This window comes from Alcanivorax sp. HI0044, assembly GCF_001634945.1.
The window spans coordinates 1-709 of the sequence record NZ_LWEZ01000231.1 but is presented as its reverse complement, the minus strand read 5'-3'; the positions used below and the strand labels follow the sequence as shown (position 1 = coordinate 709).

Below are 709 nucleotides of genomic sequence, written 5' to 3'. Positions count from 1 at the left end.
GCCGCCCCAAGGCCAATGTGTCCCAGGTGATGCATATCATCGGTGAAGTGGAAGGCCGCACCTGCGTACTGGTGGACGACATGGTCGATACCGCCGGCACCCTGTGCAAAGCCGCCCAAGCCCTGAAAGACCACGGCGCCGCCAAGGTGATTGCCTACATCACCCACCCGATCCTGTCCGGCCCGGCCATCGACAACATTGCCAGCAGCGCCCTGGACGAACTGGTCGTCACCGACACCATTCCCCTGTCCGAAGCCGGCCGCGCCTGTGCCAACATTCGCGTCCTAAGCCTGGCGCCCATGCTCGCCGAAACGGTACGCCGGGTGAACAACGAAGAATCCCTGAGCGCCATGTTCGACCGGCTGGAGCTGGTATAGAACGCCAGACGCCAGATGCTCGACGCCTGACGCTGAAACCCGCTCTTCGAGCGGGTTTTTGCTTTTTGGCGCGTCCGTCATCAGGCGTCTGGCGTCTGGCGTGCTTTTCATGCATAATCGCGCCCCCGCGGAATCCTCCGTGGCTTTATCAACCTCTCTGGCCGACCTGGTCGCGGGAAGCCCGAGAGCATACTGGAGACAGACCATGTCCAATGAATTCCTGCTGAATGCAGAAAGCCGCAGCGATACAGGGAAAGGTGCGAGCCGCCGCCTGCGTCGTCTGCAAGAACGTGTTCCCGGCATCCTCTACGGTGGCGAAGCCGAGCCGCAGA

At 62.1% G+C, this 709-nt stretch carries 1 protein-coding gene and 1 pseudogene; both read left to right on the top strand.

Features of this window, described 5'->3' with window-relative positions; genetic code table 11:
- A partial coding sequence (gene prs, locus A3730_RS02985; protein WP_156500835.1) for a ribose-phosphate diphosphokinase occupies window positions 1-377 on the top strand: 377 nt, incomplete at its 5' end.
- A 205-nt stretch (window positions 378-582) separates the two neighbouring features.
- Window positions 583-709, top strand: a pseudogene (locus A3730_RS02980) (50S ribosomal protein L25); the annotation flags it as partial.